Origin of the sequence: Fundidesulfovibrio magnetotacticus (genome assembly GCF_013019105.1) — a bacterium.
Lineage (GTDB): Bacteria > Desulfobacterota > Desulfovibrionia > Desulfovibrionales > Desulfovibrionaceae > Fundidesulfovibrio > Fundidesulfovibrio magnetotacticus.
On record NZ_BLTE01000004.1, the window covers coordinates 218,542 to 235,350 of the forward strand.

The window sequence follows — 16,809 nt, forward strand, 5'->3', positions numbered from 1 at the left end:
TGCCTGCCTTGTTCGGGGGTGAAGCCTTTGCGGTGTCGACGTTCTTTCCCGTCATAACGTAGACAGGGAAGATCGCAAGACCTATCTGCCGGGCGAAATCCTCAAGCGAAGTTGGGGCTCACCGGCGCGGCGCCAGCTCCGCCTGCCGGGGGCAGCTCCTTCACGAGGCCGGATTTCTTGAGCTGCGCCATCACTTCGGCGAACTTGGCGTGCACCTCAAGGAAGCCTTCCACGGTCATCACCAGGCTCAGGTTGTGCTCCTGGCGCACCTCCTGGCCCATGTCCAGCCCGTAGAACCGGACGCGCACCGCGCCCTTGCTGAACCCCGCCCCGAGCACGCCGTCCACGAAAACGTCCTTCATGCCTCGTCCGCCTCCTGGCCGGGCAGGCCCGGCCGGTCCTGGCCCCGTCGGGGCCTTGCGTTGCCGATCGCGGGGCGCACCGGGACGCGAAGCCCGGCCGCGCGCCAGCGGGGAGCGCGGTTCCGGGGGCGCGATCACGCGGAACATGAACCCGCTGTCGCAAGGACAACAAAAGGTTTGGGCCGCCTGCCTCGGAAGCCCGTCCGGGGCTTCGAGGCGCAACACTAGCCGTCGTGCGTGAGGATCTCGCGGCCCTCGCCGGGATAGACCCGCCGGTCGTCCGGGGAAGCCGGATCGGGCGCGGGCCAGCGCCCGGGAACCGGATCAGGCCCTTCGCGCCCGGCGGGAGGCGGGTCGCGGTCGGCCATGCGGGGCCTGGCGCGAAGGTCCACCCCCGGCTGGGGCCAGCTGAACTCCACGGGAATGTTGTTGGGGTCGAAGCTGTAGAGCGAGAGGATGAACCCGTGGTCCAGCACCTCCGAGGCCCAGCAGCCCGCCGCCTCCAGGCGCGCCTTGAGCTCGAAGAGGTCCTCGCGCTCCGACACCCCGAACGAAACATGATCGAACCCCCAGGGGCCCTTCACGGGCACGCCGTGGTCCTTGTCCGGCAGGGGCTCCACGCCGTTCCACTCGAAGAAGGCCACCATGTCCGTCTCCGAGACCTCCAGGAAATACTGGCGGTACCCGGCGCGGCCAAGGCCCGCCACCAGGCGCATGCCCAGAAGGTCTCGCCAGTAGCGCACCGTGGCCTCCATGTCGCGGGTGGCCATGGCCAGGTGGTTGATGCCTGTGTAGCGGGGCATGGAGCCTCCCGTCGGGCTTACGCGGGCCAGTCCAGGCCCATGGCCGCCGTGTGGAGCACGCCCGAGAAGGAAACCTCCGCCGCGCCGCGCAGGAAGATGCGTCCGCCCTCCAGGCTGACGCCCAGCACCTCGCCGCCGGTGGTGGTCACGTCCACGTCGGTTCCGGACAGGCCCAGGGCGTTGGCGATGGCTGCGGAGGCGCAGGCCCCGGTGCCGCAGGCGTAGGTCTCGTCCTCCACGCCGCGCTCGTAGGTGCGAAGCATCAGTCTGCCCTGGTCCTTCACCGTGACGAAGTTGGCGTTGGTCCCCTTGGGGGCGAAGGCCTCGTGCGTGCGGATGGCCCGGCCCAGGCGCTTCACGTCCAGCAGCGACACGTCGGCCGAAAAGACCACCGCGTGGGGCACGCCCGTGTTCACGAAGTGCACCTCCAGGCGCTCGCCGTCCACGTCCAGGGGCAGGCCGGTGCGAAGGTCCTTGGGTTCGGTGAGCCGCACGCGCACCTGGCCGTCGTCCAGCACATGGGCCTCGACGGGGCCGGCGTCGGTACCCAGCGTCATCCGTTCGGGGGCCATGCCCAGGAGGCAGGCCAGCTTGGCCGCGCAGCGCGCCCCGTTGCCGCACATCTCCGCACGGGATCCGTCGGCGTTGTAGAAGTCCCACACCACGTCCAGGCCCGACCCCGCGGGCGCGGCGTTCAGGAAGATCAGGCCGTCCGCGCCCACGCCGAAGCACTTGCGGCACACCTTGCGCGCCCACTCGGCCATGGCCTCGCGCGGCACGTTGAGCGCCCTGTTGTCGATCACCACGAAATCGTTGCCGCAGCCCTGCATCTTATGGAAGGCCACGCCCTTGTCCAGGCGGGATTCGCAGACCATGAAAGACTCCTTCGGTGTTGTGCGCCGAACCTATCAAAGGAAGGCCCCGCAGGGAAGCGTCGCCGACCCCCTGCGCCCAGTGGCTGGGCGGCCCGTCTTTTGCTTTGTTCCCGGCGGACGCTTCGCGTGGGGAAATTGTTGCCCACCGAGACAACCGCAGGAGCACTACCATGAACCCACTCCTTATCGCAGGCGCAACAACGGCCCTTTCATTCGCCAAGGACATGTTCACCGGAGGCCTTTCCAGCCCCCAGGCCGCCCAGGCCAAGGCTGCCGACGCGGCAAAAAACGCCGCCTCCGAGTTCTCTAAGACCTTCGAGGCCCAGAAGACCCTCCAGGCCCAGCAGGCACAGGCGGAAGAAGAAGCCCGCCAGGCGCGTCCCATGGGCGTGGAAGCCCAGACCGTGGCCCTGGAAGCCTTCAACGCCCGGCAGGAAAACATTACCCGCCGCCTGGAAAAGACCGTCTCACAGGGACGCTTGAGCCCGGCCGACGCTGAGAACGTCCGCAACCTCCAATTGGCCGCCCAGTCCACCCTGGACAACGCCATGGCCGACGGAAAGCTCTCCTTCGGCGAGTTCCGCCAGGTGAGCACCTCCATCGACCAGGCCAGCCGCCAGCTGACCTCCTACCGCGTTCAGCAGGCCCAGTTCGCCTCGCCTGCCGCCGCCCAGTCCAACTACCAATCCGTGAGCATCACGGCCTGATCGAACGGGAGCCGTCATGTATTCCTCCTCCTCGTCCCTTTCCGGCCTGGACGTCTCGGCCTACTTCAAGGACATCATCGCCTCGCGTCAGGACCGCCAGGACGATCGCCTCGAAGACGCCGACCTTTCCAAGCTTTCGGAAAAGGACAAGAAGCGGCTCGCGGACCAGGACAAGGCCACCGACGAACTCATCGCCAAGGCCCTCGCGGACAAGTCCGTCACCCGCGAAGAGTACGACAAGATCATGAAGGCCCTGGACGCCCAGAACACCCTTCTCGATCGCCTCGTCCCCGACAAGACCAAGAAAGACTACCTCAAGGCCATGGGCAACGCCACGCCCATGCAGAACCAGGACATGGCCCTGGCCATGATCCAGAAAAACCTCGACAAGGCTGAAAAAGCCATCGAGGACGGCGTCAAATCCGGCAAAATCGACGCCCAGGAAAAGAAAATACTCGACGCGTCCCTCGCCAAGACCCGCGAACTCCTCGACAAGGCCCTCGAAGACGGCACCATCTCCAAAGGTGAATTCTCAAAGATTTCCACGTCCGAAAGCCAACTCCTGCGCTCAGCCAACACCTACTCGCGCAACCGTCGCTACGCCCGCTCCTCGCTGAGCGACTCCGGCCTCGCACTGGACACCACCGCCTAACAGGCCGCAAAGGCGGACCGCCGTCCGCCGCACCACGCCGCGACCCCGCAGCCCCAGCGATCGCTTCGTTGGAGCAGGCGGGGTTGCGGCGTGGTGCGCGTGGAGGGGAGAACTGGTAAGGGGAGAAGCCTCCGGCGGCCAGGGCTTCGCCCTGCACTGGAGAGGGCGCTGCCCTCTCCAGACCTCTCCCGGCAGGGCTCCGCCCTGCACCCGCTGGGGGGATCATCCCCCCAGACCCCGCAATTGCTTCGCGGGTTTCACCAGGTATGCCGGTGTTTATGGGGGCGGCCAGTCTCCTGGCGCCCGGACAGCAGCGGACACCCGCCGGGAACGCGCTCAAAGCAGCGCTTATCCCGGCGGACTGCCATCGTCGCAAGCGACGATGAACAAGGAGTTGTCATTTAATAATCCAAGAATCTGATCTTCACGAATATTTGGCGCGCAGCGCCACGGCCCCCCCGCGCGGGGATTCGCGGCTTTGCGCGAATTCCCGCGCGACAGGCGGCGCAGCCGTCAGGGTCTTGCAGGCCGGTCCCGCTACTGTTCGCGGGGAGACCAGGCGGACCGATTGGAAGACGATCCGCAGGCTCTCCCCGCGAACAGCACCGGGACAGGCAACACAGTCGTAACCGGTGAAGCCCGCGAAGCAATCGCCGGGGTCCGGGGGGAGGCTCTCCCCCCGGCGGGAGAGTGCAGAGAGGGCGGAGCCCTCTTTGCTTGATGACAAACCCCGAAACGGGGTTTGTAAGAGCCGCTAACGGGCGGCAAAGCCGCCCTGCTCCAGGCTGCGCTCCGCGCAGGGCTGCTGAAAAAGCCGCAAAGCCGACTTTTTCAGCAGCCTCAGAGGGCGGAGCCCTTTATGCCTGCCGTCCTGCCCTGTCTTCTTTGCCGTTTGCTGCGCCGTCGCCGTCTCAGCGGAAGTATTTCTTCAGGTCGACGGGGGTCCAGTCCAGGTATCCCGGGGCTTTGAACCACAGGCGCAGGTCGGCGGGGACGGCGACGTATTGCCAGGTGTCGTGTCCGTTGCCTTTGGGGGTGGCTCCGCCTTCTTCGGTGGGGGTGTCGAGGATGGCCATCATGACGCGGTCGTCGAGGGCTGCCTTGTAGGCGCGGGCCAGTCGGACGAGGTTGTCGTAGCGCACGCGCGAATCCTGGGCGATGTCCTTGTAGGCGGCGGGTGGCGCGGGCCAGCCCGGGTCGAGGGGGGTGTTGCTGGCCACGAGCAGCCCGGGTTCGGCGGGGTCGCGCCGCGCGACGCGTTCGGTTCCGGCTTCGTAGACCACGGCGCGCCGGGCGTCGGTGACCATGTAGAGCAGGGGGAAGGCCATCTGGAGCTTGGCGGTCTGTTCTCCGAGGGCGTCGAGGGTGCGGTTGTCCAGGAGCAGTTCCACGTCGCGGGCCAGGAAGGGGGTGCGTTGCAGGAAGTGCCGGGTGGTGTCGCCGTTGAGCGCGCCGTTGTTGTTTTCGAGGGTGAGCCCGGCGGCGTTGAAGGTGGAGATGCTGCCCAGCTGACCGGCGTAGCCGATGGACGCGGTGGGCGTGGAGCCGTCGTCGGGGTTGAGGACGGTGATCACCAATTGTGGCGCGAAGTTCTTGAAGAAGGGGGCGAAGTCGAAGTTTCGGCCCAGGACGAGGCGGCCGTCGCCGGAGACGGGTTCCCAGGCGGCGATGGCGGCGCAGGTGGCCTGGGCGTTCTGGGTGGAGAGGATGAAGTCGAAGAAGCCGTTGAGGACGGCCATGTCTGATGCGGGCAGCCCGGAGGTCTGGCGGACGCCCTGGAGCATGGCCTGAAAGCGTGGCGGGTAGAGGGGCGCGAGCTTGGCGGCGAAGGCGGTCAGATCGGCTTCCGAGCGGGCGATGCCTGCCTGGAGGAGCTGTTTGGAGACGGCGGCGCGCATCTCCTTGATGTGGCGGCCCAGGAGCGCGCCGTATTGGCGGCCCATGTCCTGCCAGGATCCCTTGAGGGAGACGATGCGGATCTTGTGGTTGGAGTAGAGCCTGCCCTGCTCGAAGGACTGCTGGAGGAAGAAGGTGTCTGTGGGGTCCAGGTCGGCCAGGTTGGCGATGAGGCCCGTGGTGTAGGAGCCGGGCAGGCGCGCGGCGGCGTCGTTCTCGGAGGCGGGCAGTGGCGGCGCGCCGATGCCCTGGAGCGAGCCGGAGCAGCCGACCAGCAGGAGCAGGGCGCAGAGGGCGGCGGCGAGGCGCGCGAAGGTGTTGCGTTTCGGGGACATGGGGACCTCCTGTGGGAAGGGAGCGTCCCCGTATGTGTCAGCCTTCGCCGCGCCTGTCCAGCACGCGGCAGGGTTTGCCGTCGTCGCAGGCCAGGGAGCCGGGTTCGGTCATGCGGATTTCGAAGCTGACGCCCAGTTCGGAGGCCAGGCGCTTGCGTGCGTTCTGGAGGAAGCGCTGCTGGTCCGCGATGCGGTCGAAGACGAAGGATTCGGCCACTTCGAGTTCCACGGTGGCCTTGTCGAGGCCTTTTTCGCGTTCGAGGACCACGCGCCAGTGGGGCGTGGCGCCTTCAAGCTCCAGGAGCACGGATTCGATCTGGGCGGGGAAGACGTTGACGCCCCGGATGATGAGCATGTCGTCCACGCGGCCCCTCACGCGCTCCATGCGGCGGAAGGTGCGGCCGCAGGGGCAGGGTCCGGGGAGGAAGCGGGTGAGGTCTCCGGTGCGGAAGCGGACGAGGGGGAAGGCTTCCTTGGCCAGGGTGGTGATGACCAGTTCGCCCAATTCGCCGTCGGCAACGGGCTCACCTGTGGCTGGGTCCACGATTTCGGCCAGGAAGTGGTCCTCGTTGAGGTGCAGGCCGTTGCGCTGGAGGCATTCTCCGGCCACGCCGGGGCCCATGACCTCGGAGAGGCCGTAGTTGTCGGTGGCGGTGAGCTTGAGCCGGTCCTCGATCTGGGCGCGCGCGGCCTCGGTCCAGCCTTCGGCCCCGAAGAGGCCGCGGCGCAGGCTGAGGGCGTTGGCGTTGACGCCCAGGTCTTCCATGGTCTGGGCCAGGTAAAGGGCGTAGCTGGGCGTGCAAACGAGGACGCTGGTCTTGAAGTCCTGCATGATGGCCACCTGGCGGCGGGTGTTGCCGCTGGAGGCGGGCACGACGGCCGCGCCGAGGGTTTCCGCGCCCTGGTGGAAGCCGAAGCCGCCGGTGAAGAGGCCGAAGCTGAAGGCGATCTGGACCACGTCTTCGCGGGTGACGCCGCCCATGGTGAGGATGCGCGCGGTGAGCGCGCCCCATTTCTTGAGGTCGGTGGCGGTGTAGCCCACCACGGTGGCCTTTCCGGTGGTGCCGGAGGAGGCGTGGAGGCGCACCACCTCGCGCAGGGGCACGGCGAAGAAGCCGTAGGGGTAGGCCTCGCGCAGGACGGCCTTGGTGGTGAAGGGCAGGCGGGCCAGGTCGGCGAGGGAGCGGAAGTCGTCGGGGTCGATGCCCTGTGCCGCGAAGGTCTTGCGGTAGTAGGGCACGTTGCGGGCCACGCGGGTGAGCGTGGACTGGAGGCGTTCCAGCTGGAGCTGGGCCAGCTGGGCGCGGTCCATGGCTTCGAACTTGGGTTCCCACATCATGGCCTGTCCTCCCGCGCGCGATGGTGTTGTTCCCCGGCCCGCCGTCCGGGCTGCTAGGGCTTGCCGCCGGTCATGGAGCGCATGACGGGGCGGTACATGTAGCTCACTTCGGCGATCTTGCGTGTGTCGTCGTAGGTCAGCTCGATGGAGACCTCGCCGGCGGTGTAGGTGAACTGCTTCATGTTCACCTTGGGCTGGCTGGCGGGGCCGAAGTTGGCGTCGAAGTAGCTCTTGAGGGTGTTGTAGGCGGTGGGCCCCTGGGCGGTGAACATCACCACGCAGAACACGCCCTTGAAGAAACCGTAGGCCTCGTCCTTGGTGGCCACGCCCTGGAACTGGTGGTCGTCTCCGTAGCGGGAGTAAAGGGCCATGTCGCCCTGCTGGCGGATGGGCTTCATGCGCTGGAAGTCCGTGAAGGGCTTGCCGAAGACCATGCCTTTGAATTCGGTGACGAACTTGCCCTGGGCCTGGGCGGGGGCGGCCAGCGACAGCAGGGCGCAGGCGATAAGGCAGAGAGTGGCGAGGCGTTTCATGATCTAGTCCTCTTGGGATTTGTCGCGGCCCAGATAGGCCCGCTGCACGTCGCGGTTGGCCAACAGTTCCGAGGACAGGCCCTGCAGGATGACCCGCCCCGTCTCCAGCACGTAGGCCCGGTCGGCCACGGAGAGGGCGCTCTTGGCGTTCTGCTCAACGAGCAGCACCGTGAGCCCGCGTTGGGAGCGCAGCTCCAGGACGCGCCGGAAGATGTCCCGGCAGACCGTGGGGGCCAGGCCCATGCCCGGTTCGTCCAGGAGGAGCATGCGCGGCCCGGCCATGAGCGCCCTGCCGATGGCGAGCATCTGCTGCTCGCCGCCGGAGAGGGTGCCCGCGGGCTGGCGCGCGCGGTCCTTGAGCACCGGGAACATGGCGTGGACCGCGTCCATGTCGCGCGCGATGTCGGCGCGGGAAGCGCGGCCCCTGCGCGTGTAAGTGCCCAGCAGGAGGTTGTCGGTTACGCTCATGGGCTTGAAAACGAGTCGCCGCTCGGGCACGTGGCACAGGCCCATGCGCACGATGGCGTCGGGCTGGGCGCGGGTGATGTCCGCGCCGTCGAAGGTGACGCTGCCGCCGCCAGGGCGGATGAGGCCGGAGACGGCCGAGAGCAGCGTGGTCTTGCCCGCGCCGTTGGCCCCGATGAGGGCCACGATCTCGCCCTGGTCCACATGCAGCGACACGCGGCGCACGGCGGCGATCTTGCCGTAGGAGACGTCGACGTTTGTCAGGGTGAGCATCAGTCCTCGCCCAGGTAGGCCGCCACGACCTCGGGGTTGTCCTGGATCTCGCGGGGAGTCCCCTCGGCCAGGACGCTGCCGAAGTTGAGCACGGTGATGCGGTCGGAAATGTCCATGACCAGCTCCATGTCGTGTTCCACCAGGGCCACGCCCACGCCCAGTTCGTCGCGGATGCGGCGGATGATCACGCCCAGCTGGCGGGTCTCCTTGTTGTTCATGCCCGCGGCGGGTTCGTCCAGCAGGAGCAGCGACGGGCCGCTGGCCAGGGCGCGCGCCAGCTCCAGGAGGCGCTGTTCGCCGTAGGGCAGGCCCGTGGCCATGTGGCCGGCCTTGTCGGCCAGGCCCACGAACTCCAGCCGGACCATGGCCTCCTCGCGCAGGCGGGCCTCCTCGCGCCGGAAGCGCGGGGTGCGGGCCAGGGAGTCCCACAGGCCGTAGCGGGCCTTGAGGTGCGCGCCGGTGAGCACGTTCTCCAGCACGGTCATGTTGGAGAAGATCTCCAGGTTCTGGAAGGTGCGCACCACGCCAGCGGCCGCTCGCTCGTGGATGGGCAGCCCGGCCAGTTCGCGACCGGCCAGGGTCACGGAGCCGCCCGTGGGCGTCACAGCGCCGCTGATCACGCCCAGCAGGGTGGTCTTGCCCGCGCCGTTGGGGCCGATGAGCGCGGCGATGTCGCCCTGGCGCACGGTGAGTTCGGCCTCGGAGAGGGCCTGGACGCCGCCGAAGCGCACGCTGGCCCCGCGCACGGCGAGCAGATCAGCCACGGGCGCGCCTCCCGGCCAGACGCAGCAGGGCCTTGACGCCTCCCGCCAGGCCGTCGGGCATGAACATCATGCACGCCACCAGCAGGCCGCCGTAGATGAGGATGTCCACCTCCTCGAACATGCGCAGGAACTCCGGCAGCGACGTGAGGAAGAAGGCCCCGGCCACCGCGCCCCAGATGGAGGCCATGCCGCCCAGCACCACCATGGTGATGAGCTGCACCGAGAAGTGGAACCCGAAGGAGGAGGGGGCCACGAAGGTAAGGTGGTGCGCGTAGAGCGTGCCCGCCACGCCCGCGTAGACCGCCGAGAGCACGAAGACGAAGCGCTTGCTCCGGGCGATGTCGATGCCCATGGCCTGGGCGGCGGATTCGCTCACGTGGATGGCGCGCAGGGCGCGGCCGGTGCGCGAGTCGATGACGCGCATGGAGACCAGGGTGGCCAGCCAGAGCACCCCGGCGCAGAGGGCGTACATGGCCTTGTCGGAGGTGAAGGCGTAGCCCATGAGCGTGAGCTTGGGGATGCCCACGAAGCCGGAGGGGCCGCCCGTCACGTCCACGGCCTCGTTGAAGACGATGGAGACGATGATGCCGAAGCCCAGGGTGGCCATGGCCAGATAGTGGCCGTGGAGCTTGAGCGTGGGCACGGCGATCACCCAGGCCACCAGGGTGGAGACGGCCACGCCCGCCAGCACGCCCGCCCAGACGGGCAGGCCCAGGGTGGCGGTGGCGATGGCCGTGGAGTAGGCGGCCAGGCCGAAGAAGGCCGCGTGCCCCAGCGACACCTGCCCGGCGTAGCCCATGAGCATGTTGAGCCCCATGACGATGAGGGCGTTCAGGCAGCAGAGGATGAGAATGTTGACGTAGTAGTCGTTGGGCAGGGCCAGGGGGGCCAGGGCCAGGGCGGCCGCGAAGGCGGCCAGGGAGAAGAGGCGCCGGGAGGTCATGGGCTAGACCCTGTCGGAGCGGGGGCCGCCGAAGAGCCCGGTGGGTTTGGCGAAGAGCAGCACGAGGAGCACGATGAAGGCGAAGGCGTCCTTGTAGGCCGAGGAGATGAAGCCCGCGCCGAAGGATTCCAGCACGCCCAGGATAAGCCCTCCGGCGGCCGCCCCGAAGGGGTTGCCCAGCCCGCCCAGGATGCAGGCGGCGAAGCCCTTGAGGCCCAGCATGATGCCCACGTCGTAGGAGGTGAGCGTGATGGGCGCGAGAATGGCCCCGCCCGCCGCGCCCACGAAGCCCGAGAGCGCGAAGGAGAGCATGGCCATGCGCTCCACGGAGATGCCCATGAGCTGCGCGGCCTTGCGCTCGCAGGCGCAGGCCAGCATGGCCTTGCCGTGGATGGAGCGGCTGTAGAAAAGCTTGAGGGCGGCCAGGATCACCAGGGTGATGGAGAGCACCCAGATGCTCTGGGGCTGTACGGCCGCGCCCAGGAGCATCAGGGGCTTGGCGCCGGTGAAGGCGGGCATGGCGAAGGCGTCCTTGCCCCAGAGGAGCATGACGGCCCCGCGCACCAGTATGGAGACGCCGATGGTGATGATCACCAGGTTCACGGCGGCCGAGCGTCCCACGGGGCGGATGACGCCGCGCTCGATGAGCGCGCCCGCCAGGGCCGTGACCATCACGGCCAGGAGCACGGCCGCCGGGAGCGGGGCTCCTGCCTTGAGGAAGGCCACGGAGAGCATGCCGCCCAGCATCACGAATTCGCCCTGGGCGAAGTTGATGATGCCGGTGGTGTTGAAAATCATGGTGAAGCCCAGGGCCGTGAGGCCGTAGGTGGCTCCTACCGTGAGACCGGAGACGAGGTATTGGGGTGCGCCTGCGAGCATGGGGAATCGGGCCGGGTCGCCCCGGCCCGTGGTGTTCTATTTCAGGATTTTCCAGTCTCCGCCCTGGATGACGACCATCTCGAAGGCGTTTTCGTCCAGGCCGTTGTGTTCCTCGGGGGAGAAGGTGAACACGCCGCCCACGCCGGGGAAGGCCTTGATCTTCTCCAGCGCCTCGCGGATGGCTTCGGGCTTGTCGGAGCCCGCCATCTCCACGGCCTTGGCCACCACCATGAGCCCGTCCCAGCCGTGCCCGCCGAAAGTGGAGACGTCGGCCTTGAAGCGGTCCTTGTAGTCCTTGGTGTAGGCCAGGAGCTGGGCCTTCTGGGGCTGTCCGTCGGGCAGCTGCGCGGCCACGATGAGGTGCCCGGCCGGGAGCATCACGCCCTCGGCGGCCTCTCCGGCCAGCTCGATGAACTTCTTGGAGGCGACGCCGTGGCTCATGTAGAGGGGCGTCTTCATGCCCAGCTGGGCGCGGTTGCGGGCCACCTGCGCGGGGCCGGGGTTGGTGCCCCAGCAGATCACGGCGTCGGGGGCGATGTCCTTGATCTTGGTGAGCTGGGCGGTCATGTCGGTGTCCTTGGGGCCGAAGATCTCGTCGGCGGCCAGCTCCATGCCGGCGGCGGGGATCATCTCCTTGAGCACCTCGCGTCCGGCCTGGCCGTAGCCGTCGGACACGGTGAGGATGGCCAGCTTCTTGTAGCCCTGGGCCTTGGCGTGCTTGAGCAGGCGCGCCACGGCGTGGCGGTCCGAGGGGGCCACCTTGAACACCCAGGGGTTCACGGGCTTCACGATCTTCTCGGCGCTGGCCATGGAGACCATGGGCACCTTGGATTCGGCCATCTTGGCCGCGATGGCCAGGGTGTTGCCGGTGGTGGTGGGGCCGACGATGGCGGCCACGCGGTCCTTCTTGAGGAGCTTTTCGGCGGCCAGCACGGCCTTGCTCACGTCGGACTCGTCGTCGTAGATGATCAGTTCGATCTGGCGTCCGGCCACGCCGCCCTTGGCGTTGAGGGCGTCGCGGACCATCTCCAGGGTGTTCTTCTCGGGTTCGCCCAGGGCGGAGGCGGGCCCCGTGGCGGAAACCACGGCGCCGATCTTCAGGGGCTCGGCCGCCAGGGCGGGCACGGCCCACAGGCAAAGCAGGGCCAGCACGATTGCGAAGCGCCGGGTCATGCGCACCTCCTCCTACTTCACGAGGACGAACTTGCCGCCCTCGATCCTGACCATGGCGAAGCTCGATTCGTCCAGGCCGTTGTGGTCCTTCTCGCTGAAATTGAACACGCCGGTGGCGCTCTGGAGGCCTTTCACCTTCTCCAGGCCGTCGCGCAGGCCCTGGGGCGTGGCGTTGCCGGAGATTCTGGCGGCCTCGGCCAGGAGCGTCAAGGCGTCGTATCCGTAGCCCCCGAAGGCCGAGGGGGCCGTGCCGAAGCGCTTCGTATAGCCCTGGATGTAGGCAGACAGCAAGGCCTTGAACGGGCCTTCGGGCATCTGGTCGGCCACGATGATCCAGCTGGCGGGCAGCACCAGGCCCTCGGCGGCCTCTCCGGCCAGCTCCACGAACTTGGGCGAGGCCACGCCGTGGCTCATGTAGAGGGGGGTCTTCTGGCCCAGCTGGGCTCGTCCGCGCGCCACCTGGGCGGGGGCGGGGCCGGTGCCCCAGCAGATCACGGCCTGGGGGGCCGCCCCGGCGATCTTGGTGAGCTGGGCGGTCATGTCGGTGTCCTTGGGGCCGAAGATCTCGTCGGCCACCAGCTCCATGCCGGCTGCGGGGATCATCTCCTTGAGCACCTCGCGCCCGGCCTGGCCGAAGCCGTCGGACACGGTGATGATGGCCAGCTTCTTGAAACCCTTGGCCTTGGCGTCGGCCAGGAGCTTGGCCACGGCCAGGCGGTCGGACTGCGGCGTCTTGAAGATCCAGGGGTTCACCGGGTTCACGATCTTCTCGGCGGCGGCCATGGAGACCAGGGGGACCTTGGCCTCGGCCATCTTGGGCATGAGCGCCAGGGTGTTGCCCGAGACGGAGGGGCCCACCACGGCGGCCACCTGGTCGCGCTTGAGGAGCTTTTCGGCGGCCAGAACGGCCTTGTTCACGTCGGATTCGTCGTCGTAGACGATCACTTCCACCTTTTGGCCCCCGATGCCGCCCTTCTCGTTGAGCTGGTCCTGGAGGTACAGCAGGGTGTTCTTCTCGGGCTCTCCCAGGTAGGAGGCCGGACCGGTGACCGAAACCACGGCCCCGATCTTCACGGTGTCCGCCGCCCGGGCGGGGAGTGCCGCGGAAACCGCGAGCACCAGGGCTGCCAGCATACGCCAAGCCATGGAAGCGCTCCTCTTCATACGTTGCGGGGTGGAACGGAGGGGGAAATGACCAAAGCGTCATTTCGTCCCCGGGAGATACCGGCCGCCCCCGTTTTGGTCAAGGCCGCGAGGTCTCGCGGGGGCGCTTTTGCCCACCAAAGTGTACAAAAATGCGCCATATTCATACCGATTTGGTATGTTTTCAGGCCCGCGCTGGCCTTGCGGACCGGTTCGCGCTAGGAGTCGCCACGGCGCAACCGCGTCGGACGGAGACCTCTCGTGAAACTCCTGAAACCAAGCTCCCAGCACATCCGCCACGCCCTGAAGACAGCCCTGGCCGCCGTGACCACCTACGCCCTCGTGAGCCTGCTCAACCTGGAGCAGGGCTACTGGGCGGTGATCAGCGTGATCATCGTCATGCAGAACAACCTGGGCGGCTCCTACCAGGCCGGGGTGAACCGCATCGCGGGCACGGCGGTGGGCGCGGCGCTGGGGTGTGCGTGCCTGGCGGCGCTGGGCTCCGGCGCGGTGGCCCTGGGCCTGGGCGTGGGGCTCTCCATTCTGGTGTGCGCCTATTTCGTGCACCTGCACGAGTCCTTCCGCATGGCCGGGATCACGGCCACCATCATCATCCTCCTGGGCAACCAGCACGGGTCGTTCCTGGCGTTCAGCGTGGAGCGCTTCCTGGAGATCGGGCTGGGGGTGGCCATCGCGCTGGGTGTGTCGCTCTTCGTGTGGCCCTCGCGGGCGGGCGGCCTCTTGAAGAAGGGCGTGGTGAAGGCCTTGAACGACGAGGCCGCCTTCTACGCGGTGCTGCTCTCCTGTCGCGCGCCCTCCTGCGACGAGGGCGAGGAGGAGTACGCGCGCCGCGAACTGGCCGCCACGCGCCAGCGCAACCGGGCGCTCCTGGAGGAGGCCAAGAGGGAGCCCGCCGGGTTCTCTCGCCAGGAGCACGTCACGGTGTCGCTCTACAACTTCACGGAGCGCATCGCGGAGCACCTGCTGGCCATGGAGCACGCCGTGCACCATGAGGAGTTGGAGGGCCTGCACTCCGAGGTGGCCGCCGAGATGGACCTTCTGGCCCAGACCACGGTCACGGCCATGACGCATCTGGCCCTGGCCGTCTCGCAGGGGCACGCCCCGGGGAGCCTGGAGGGCGTGCGCCGGGCCGTGGCCTCGGCCGAGGACGCCCTGGGGATGCTGCGCACGCGGCGAGTGCTGCCGGGCTACAGCCTGGAGTCCATCATGCGGTTCTACAGCTACTACTACAACATGCGCGAGGTGGCCGTGGAATTGCTGGACATGGCCGAGCGCGCGGCGATTCTCAACGCGGAGTAGGGGCGCTTCAGTGGACGGGGGCCATGGGCAGCATGAGCCGGAGCACCACGGCGGCGCATGCCGCCTCACTGGCCAGCATGCCCAGGCGCACGAAGCGGTTGCCCGTGGGCGAGACGATGAAGCCCACCAGATAGAACACCACCACGGAGAGGATCACCGAGGCGATGAGCCCGAAGAAGAACAGCCCGATCTGCCAGGAAATGCGGATGTTCTCGAAGGCCCCTGCCAGGGCGAAGACGGCGAAGGTCGCCACGTATGCGAGGATTCTGCGTCCCACGGGCCGGTCCTTGCTTGGGGTTATGGAGTCTTTCTTGCGTAGCATGCGGCCCCTGGAAGTCAAGGGGAGCGGCCGCGCCTGGAGGGCGTTCCGCCGGGAGCCGCGCGCCATGGGCGCGTCGACCGGATCGCGGCAGGGCGCGGGTGGCGCTCCCCGCCGCCAGGCAATGCCGCGTCGCGGTCGCGCGCGGCCGCACCATCTGCCCGGCGGGTTTAACGGCCCGTCCGGCCAATCGCTGGAGGCGTCGTGGACTATTCGGTGCTTGCGGACCTGATCGAGAACGGCCTGCCCTTCAACAGGATGCTGGGCATCCGCGTGGCCGAGGTGGCCGAGGGGCGGGTGCACCTGTTCATCCCCTTCCGCGACGATTTGATCGGCGACCCGCGCCGTCCTGCCCTGCACGGCGGGGTGATCTCCACCCTGGCCGACGTGTGCGGGGGCTTCGCGGTGTGGACGCGCTGCGCCCTGAGCGACCGCCTGGCCACCATCGACCTGCGCGTGGACTACCTGCGCCCGGCCGGTCCCGAGGACCTGCACGCCGAGGCCGTGGTGAAGCTATTGGGCAACCGCGTGGGCAACGCCACCGTGACCCTCTGGAGCGGCGCGCGCAAGGACGAGCCCGTGGCCGAGGGGCGCGGCGTGTACAACATCCGTCGGGGGAAGTAGGGGGCGCACCCCGAGCCTGACCCAGTCCGGCCAGCAGCCCTCCTGTTCGGGCAGCCGGGATGTCCGCCTGTCCCTGTTCTGCGGCAAGGAAACCTGCTGGCTCGCCGGGCGCAGGGACGACACCTCCCGGCCCTCAAGCTTGGCGCAGCCTCCCGCAGGAGAAGGCAGAAAACGATCCACGCAAATTGTATTCTGTAAGATAAAGGGATGTTGCAACCCATGTTCCGGTCTTGAAATCGAATATTCAAGGATTTTGGAAAAATAGTCCTTGCCAAGCAAGTTCGATGAGCATAGTCGGTACAAATCATTTGAACAGGCCGACATCTTCTTGACTTTTGGACCTTCGCTTGGGCTAAGCTCCACTTCACAAAGACTACCGCCTATTACCTCCAGGAGCTTTTCACATGGCCAAGAAAATCTACGTCGGCAATCTGCCCTTTTCCACTTACGATGACGAAATCCGCAACCTGTTCGGCGCCCACGGCGAGGTGCTGTCCGTAAGCCTCATCACCGATCGCGAGACGGGCCGCCTGCGCGGATTCGGCTTCGTTGAGATGCAGGATGACGGCGCCATGTCCGCCATCCAGGCCTTGAACGGCTCCACTCTCGGGGGCCGCAGCCTCCGGGTCAACGAAGCTGAAGACAAGCCCCGCGCTCCCCGTAGCGGTGGTTATGATGGCCATTCGCGTCGCAGCTGGTAGCATCGAGCTTACTGTTTCAAAAGGCCCCGTCCTGCAAAGGACGGGGCCTTTTTCGTTGCAGCCCGCCCCGAGACGGACATTGCCCTCCCGACTCCCGTTCCCCGGAAGGGGGCTGGGTTGTTCAGCTCCTCTCGCAGCCAAGATGGGGTGCCTGGAGCGGTCAGCGGGGTGATAGGGCTGTGCCAATGACAGGCCGAGGGTGCGGCGTGTACAACATCCGCCGTGGGAAATAGGGGCCTCGAAAGAAATTTTCACTCTTTACCCACATAGCGCTATGCGGGGAGACAGCGAATCGTTTTTGCGTATCCTGCACGGTCATCGGCCGGTGAAACCGGCACACCGCGAACAGGAGAAACGCATGCGAACGGAAAAGGATTTCAAGGCGATTCAGGAACGCTACGAACGGCTGCTGGACGAGACGTTCGGACCCGTGGACGGGGAAGCCCCGCCGCCCCGGCAGCAACCCCAACCCGGGCCGGTCCCGGTCCAGCCCGGCCCGCTCCCTTCCTACCCCGGCTACCAGGATGTCTACCAGTCTCTGGTCTGCGACAAGGAAGTCTGCGGGCGCTCACAGAACACTGGGAGGACACCTTCCAGCCCTACAACCTGGGGCCGTCTCCCGCCGACGTGGCCGGTCAGCTGCGCTGGTACATCCTGCGCGATCTGAACGAGTACCACCACAAGCGCCACCGTCTGGACTTCG

General features: G+C 67.5%; 18 protein-coding genes. 5 read left to right on the plus strand and 13 right to left on the minus strand.

The annotated features are described in order from the left end of the window. Positions 1-101: 101 nt before the first annotated feature. From NNJEOMEG_RS06600 to dapF, 3 genes are all read right to left on the minus strand, one after another. Complete coding sequence (locus NNJEOMEG_RS06600) at positions 102-362, minus strand: hypothetical protein (RefSeq protein ID WP_173082560.1); 261 nt, start codon at positions 360-362, stop codon at positions 102-104. Positions 363-586: 224 nt separating this feature from the next. After that, on the minus strand, positions 587-1,165 hold the full coding sequence (locus tag NNJEOMEG_RS06605) for a VOC family protein (RefSeq protein ID WP_173082562.1): 579 nt from the start codon (positions 1,163-1,165) through the stop codon (positions 587-589). A 17-nt stretch (positions 1,166-1,182) separates the two neighbouring features. After that, positions 1,183-2,040, minus strand: a complete 858-nt coding sequence (gene dapF / locus NNJEOMEG_RS06610) for a diaminopimelate epimerase (protein WP_173082564.1) — start codon at positions 2,038-2,040, stop codon at positions 1,183-1,185. A 170-nt stretch (positions 2,041-2,210) separates the two neighbouring features. Between dapF and NNJEOMEG_RS06615 the strand changes: the two genes are divergently transcribed. Beyond that, positions 2,211-2,747, plus strand: coding sequence for a hypothetical protein (locus tag NNJEOMEG_RS06615; RefSeq protein ID WP_173082566.1), 537 nt, complete (start codon positions 2,211-2,213; stop codon positions 2,745-2,747). Positions 2,748-2,763: 16 nt separating this feature from the next. After that, positions 2,764-3,399, plus strand: a complete 636-nt coding sequence (locus tag NNJEOMEG_RS06620; RefSeq protein WP_173082568.1) for a hypothetical protein — start codon at positions 2,764-2,766, stop codon at positions 3,397-3,399. A gap of 911 nt (positions 3,400-4,310) precedes the next feature. On the opposite strand, the gene NNJEOMEG_RS06625 is transcribed toward NNJEOMEG_RS06620, so the two are convergent. The 9 genes from NNJEOMEG_RS06625 to NNJEOMEG_RS06665 are packed head-to-tail and all read right to left on the minus strand — an operon-like array spanning position 4,311 to position 13,145. Next, positions 4,311-5,630, minus strand: coding sequence for a C45 family autoproteolytic acyltransferase/hydrolase (locus NNJEOMEG_RS06625; protein ID WP_173082570.1), 1,320 nt, complete (start codon positions 5,628-5,630; stop codon positions 4,311-4,313). Between the two features lie 37 nt (positions 5,631-5,667). Further along, positions 5,668-6,969 carry a phenylacetate--CoA ligase family protein gene (locus NNJEOMEG_RS06630; protein WP_173082572.1) on the minus strand — a complete coding sequence of 434 codons (1,302 nt, stop codon included), beginning with the start codon at positions 6,967-6,969 and terminating at the stop codon, positions 5,668-5,670. Between the two features lie 53 nt (positions 6,970-7,022). Then, positions 7,023-7,502 carry a hypothetical protein gene (locus NNJEOMEG_RS06635; protein WP_173082574.1) on the minus strand — a complete coding sequence of 160 codons (480 nt, stop codon included), beginning with the start codon at positions 7,500-7,502 and terminating at the stop codon, positions 7,023-7,025. Positions 7,503-7,505: 3 nt separating this feature from the next. Next, positions 7,506-8,240: an ABC transporter ATP-binding protein gene (locus NNJEOMEG_RS06640; RefSeq protein WP_173082576.1), complete on the minus strand. Its 735-nt coding sequence runs from the start codon at positions 8,238-8,240 to the stop codon at positions 7,506-7,508. Beyond that, positions 8,240-9,004, minus strand: coding sequence for an ABC transporter ATP-binding protein (locus NNJEOMEG_RS06645; protein ID WP_217270490.1), 765 nt, complete (start codon positions 9,002-9,004; stop codon positions 8,240-8,242). The genes NNJEOMEG_RS06640 and NNJEOMEG_RS06645 overlap by 1 nt, the downstream gene beginning before the upstream one ends. Beyond that, positions 8,997-9,947: a branched-chain amino acid ABC transporter permease gene (locus NNJEOMEG_RS06650; protein WP_173082578.1), complete on the minus strand. Its 951-nt coding sequence runs from the start codon at positions 9,945-9,947 to the stop codon at positions 8,997-8,999. Before NNJEOMEG_RS06650 ends, NNJEOMEG_RS06645 begins: the two co-directional genes overlap by 8 nt. 3 nt (positions 9,948-9,950) lie before the next feature. After that, positions 9,951-10,826, minus strand: a complete 876-nt coding sequence (locus tag NNJEOMEG_RS06655; protein WP_173082580.1) for a branched-chain amino acid ABC transporter permease — start codon at positions 10,824-10,826, stop codon at positions 9,951-9,953. Positions 10,827-10,862: 36 nt separating this feature from the next. Then, positions 10,863-11,999, minus strand: coding sequence for an ABC transporter substrate-binding protein (locus NNJEOMEG_RS06660; protein WP_173082582.1), 1,137 nt, complete (start codon positions 11,997-11,999; stop codon positions 10,863-10,865). 12 nt (positions 12,000-12,011) lie between these two features. Further along, positions 12,012-13,145, minus strand: coding sequence for an ABC transporter substrate-binding protein (locus tag NNJEOMEG_RS06665; RefSeq protein WP_173082584.1), 1,134 nt, complete (start codon positions 13,143-13,145; stop codon positions 12,012-12,014). 258 nt (positions 13,146-13,403) lie between these two features. On the opposite strand from NNJEOMEG_RS06665, the gene NNJEOMEG_RS06670 reads away from it, so the two are divergent. Next, complete coding sequence (locus NNJEOMEG_RS06670) at positions 13,404-14,462, plus strand: FUSC family protein (RefSeq protein ID WP_173082586.1); 1,059 nt, start codon at positions 13,404-13,406, stop codon at positions 14,460-14,462. A gap of 7 nt (positions 14,463-14,469) precedes the next feature. Here the strand turns inward: NNJEOMEG_RS06670 and NNJEOMEG_RS06675 are convergent, their stop codons facing one another. Beyond that, positions 14,470-14,739 (minus strand): hypothetical protein, encoded by a 270-nt coding sequence (locus NNJEOMEG_RS06675; protein WP_173082588.1) that lies wholly within the window; start codon positions 14,737-14,739, stop codon positions 14,470-14,472. Between the two features lie 246 nt (positions 14,740-14,985). On the opposite strand from NNJEOMEG_RS06675, the gene NNJEOMEG_RS06680 reads away from it, so the two are divergent. Beyond that, complete coding sequence (locus NNJEOMEG_RS06680) at positions 14,986-15,405, plus strand: PaaI family thioesterase (RefSeq protein WP_173082590.1); 420 nt, start codon at positions 14,986-14,988, stop codon at positions 15,403-15,405. A 404-nt stretch (positions 15,406-15,809) separates the two neighbouring features. Next, complete coding sequence (locus NNJEOMEG_RS06685; RefSeq protein ID WP_173082592.1) at positions 15,810-16,106, plus strand: RNA recognition motif domain-containing protein; 297 nt, start codon at positions 15,810-15,812, stop codon at positions 16,104-16,106. Positions 16,107-16,809: the final 703 nt, after the last annotated feature.